Origin of the sequence: Nocardioides sp. NPDC047086 (assembly GCF_040643685.1) — a bacterium.
Taxonomy (GTDB): Bacteria; Actinomycetota; Actinomycetes; order Propionibacteriales; family Nocardioidaceae; genus Nocardioides.
Genome location: NZ_JBEYUV010000085.1, coordinates 1 through 2,892, shown reverse-complemented (window position 1 = coordinate 2,892; position 2,892 = coordinate 1). Strand labels below are relative to the sequence as shown.

Below are 2,892 nucleotides of genomic sequence, written 5' to 3'. Positions count from 1 at the left end.
GCCCCGGCGTAATAGCCCTGCCGAGTAGGCGCATCTTGACCGGTGTCTCGCGAAGCGAAGCGAGCGAGCCGGTCAAGATGCGCCGACTCGGCATACATCTCAGAAGCCGAGCCTGCGCAGCTGCCGCGGATCCCGCTGCCAGTCCTTGGCGATCTTGACGTGCAGGTCGAGGTAGACCGGCATCCCGAGCAGCTCCTTGATCTGGAGGCGAGCGCGCTGGCCGACGTCCTTGAGACGCGATCCCTTGTGGCCGATCACGATGCCCTTCTGGGAGTCGCGCTCGACGTAGAGGAAGGCGTGGATGTCCATCAGCGGCTTGTTCTCCGGACGGTCCTCACGCAGACGCATCTCCTCGACGACGACGGCGATGGAGTGCGGGAGCTCGTCGCGTACGCCCTCCAGGGCTGCCTCACGGATGAGCTCGGCGACGATGATCTCCTCGGGAGAGTCGGTGAGCTCGCCGTCGGGGTAGAGCGGCGGTCCCTCGGGGAGGAGCTTGATCAGCAGGTCGGCGAGGAGGTCGACCTGGTCGCCGCCGACGCTGGAGACCGGAACGATCTCGGCCCACTCGATGCCGAGCTCGACCCCGAGGTTCTGGATCGACATCAGGTGCTCGCCGATCTGCTCGGGGGTGGCGAGGTCGGTCTTGGTGGCGACCGCGACCCGCTTGATGCCCTTCTTGAGCTTGTTGGCGTTCTCCGCGATCCGGCGGTCACCGGGACCGATCTTCTCGTTGCACGGGAAGCAGATCGCGACCACGTCGACCTCGGTCCAGGTGGCCTCGACCAGGTCGTTGAGGCGCTCGCCGAGCAGCGTACGCGGCCGGTGGATGCCTGGGGTGTCGACGAGGATCAGCTGTCCGTCGGGGCGGTGGACGATGCCCTTGACCACGGTGCGGGTCGTCTGCGGCTTGTCGGAGGTGATCGCCACCTTGGTGCCGACCAGCGCGTTGGTCAGGGTCGACTTGCCCGCGTTGGGGCGTCCGACGAACGACACGAAGCCGCTCCGAAATTCTGGTGCTGGCGGCGCCGGGCTTGGCTGGTTCTCCGGCTCGGTCACTGCTGCTCCTGCTGCTCGTCGTATCGCTTCCAGATCTGCTCGTCGGTGAGCCCCTGGGCCTTGCCCTCGCGCCACACCGGTCCGGGATCGACCGCGCGTGGCTGTCGCTTCTGGCCGCCTCCGCGCCAGTAGCCCATCACGTCGTAGGCGTGGGAGTCGAGCTTCCGCTCCCGCATCAGATGCTTGCGGATCGCCCGCATCTGGCTCGACTCACCGGCCATCCAGAAGTAGCCGTCGCCGGCGGGCCACTCGATCTTCTCCACGGCCGCGGCCAGGTCGGAGGCGGTCTCCGAGGGCGGCGCCGACCAGGTGACCTCGGCGGACTCGGGGAGGTAGCCGGGCAGGTCGTCGGGCACCTCGGCCCAGATCCGTGTCGGCAGCGTGGTGGTCTCGGCGATCCGCGCCATGGCCGGCATCGCGGTCAGGTCACCGACCAGCAGCAGCCACTGCGCGCCGTCGGGCTCGGCGTAGGAGCCCTTGGGCTCGGTGATCGTGACCGTCTGCCCCACCGGGTCGAGCCGGGTGGCCCACTCGGTCACCAGCCCGACGTCGTGGACGACGACGTCGAGGGTCAGCTCGCCATCCCGCCACGACCTCACGGTGTAGTAGCGCGACTGGAACTGCCCCGGCACGATCAGCCCGACCCACTCGTCGGGGATCCCGGTCGACTCGAAACCGGCCAGGCCGGGACCGCCGAGCACCAGGCGGACGAGGTGGGGCGTGATCTGCTCGCGCCGCAGCACCTCCGCGGCGTACTGCTGGGCCTTGACACTCATCGGATCAAGGTTATCCGCGCCGGGCTCGCCCACCCGCATCAGCGCACTGTCGAACATTGTCGATTTGGGCGTGACTCGTTCGTGGAGCAGGTGAATAGTCATGTCCAGTCGAAGGAGACAGCTCATGGAGACCTACAACCTCGCCGAGATGTACGACGCGCCACCGATGTCCTGGGAGGAGGTGACCAGGCGGCTGGAGGCCGGGTTCGACCAGGGGCCCGGGTCTCAGGAGGGCGAGCCGGGGCGCTATACGACCTGGGTGAGCACGATCAACGACGACGGCGGTCCGCACGTGAACGCGGTGGGCGCGATCTGGTTCGACGGCGCCTTCCACCTCGTCACCGGGCCGAAGACCCGTCGTGGCCGCAACCTCGCGCGCGACCCGCGCTGTGCCATGTCGCTGTCGGTGCGCGAGTTCGACCTGGTGGTCGAGGGCACCGCCACCCGGGTGCTGGGTGAGGACCTCGCCCACGTGGCGAAGCGCTACCACGACGAAGGCTGGCCGGCCGAGGTCCACGAGTCCGGCGACGCGCTGAGCGCGCCGTTCAACGCCCAGAGCGCCGGCCCCGCGCCGTGGCACGTGCACCGGCTCGCGGCCACCTCGGCGCACGCGGTCCAGTGCGTCGAGCCGTACGCCGCGACCCGGTGGAGGTTCTGACATGGTCGACCTCTTCGCGGGCATCCCGGTGACCAGCATCACCGACGCCGTGCCGTGGTACGAGAAGCTGCTCGGCGAGGCCGCGTTCCACCCGAACGAGGTCGAGGTCGTCTTCGAGGCGGCCGAGCACCGCTACGTCTACATCGAGCAGAAGCCGGACATCGCCGGCCACGGGTTCGTCACCCTCTTCGTCGACGACCTCGACGCCCGCCTGGTCACGCTCGCCGACCGAGGGCTGCGACCGGCCTCGGAGGAGACCTACGAGAACGGAGTGCGCAAGATCGTCTTCCGAGACCCCGACGGCAACGAGATCGGCATCGGCGGAGGGCCTGCCGCGATCTGAGGCGATCGAGGAGTGGGCGAAAGTGGCAGGCGGATCGCTGTCCGACCTGCCACTTT

4 protein-coding genes are annotated in these 2,892 nt (G+C 68.7%); 2 read left to right on the top strand and 2 right to left on the bottom strand.

Going from position 1 to position 2,892, the window contains the following annotated elements; translation table 11 throughout:
• Nucleotides 1-99 precede the first annotated feature (99 nt).
• Nucleotides 100-1,059 (bottom strand): GTPase Era, encoded by a 960-nt coding sequence (gene era / locus ABZ796_RS27655; protein WP_357341388.1) that lies wholly within the window; start codon nt 1,057-1,059, stop codon nt 100-102.
• The gene (locus ABZ796_RS27650) at nt 1,056-1,835 is read right to left on the bottom strand and encodes a siderophore-interacting protein (RefSeq protein ID WP_357341386.1); all 780 of its coding nucleotides are present in this window, start codon (nt 1,833-1,835) and stop codon (nt 1,056-1,058) included. Before ABZ796_RS27650 ends, era begins: the two co-directional genes overlap by 4 nt.
• Nucleotides 1,836-1,959: 124 nt before the next feature.
• Between ABZ796_RS27650 and ABZ796_RS27645 the strand changes: the two genes are divergently transcribed.
• Nucleotides 1,960-2,493: a pyridoxamine 5'-phosphate oxidase family protein gene (locus ABZ796_RS27645; protein ID WP_357341384.1), complete on the top strand. Its 534-nt coding sequence runs from the start codon at nt 1,960-1,962 to the stop codon at nt 2,491-2,493.
• A 1-nt stretch (nt 2,494) separates the two neighbouring features.
• Nucleotides 2,495-2,836, top strand: a complete 342-nt coding sequence (locus tag ABZ796_RS27640; RefSeq protein ID WP_357341383.1) for a VOC family protein — start codon at nt 2,495-2,497, stop codon at nt 2,834-2,836.
• Nucleotides 2,837-2,892: the final 56 nt, after the last annotated feature.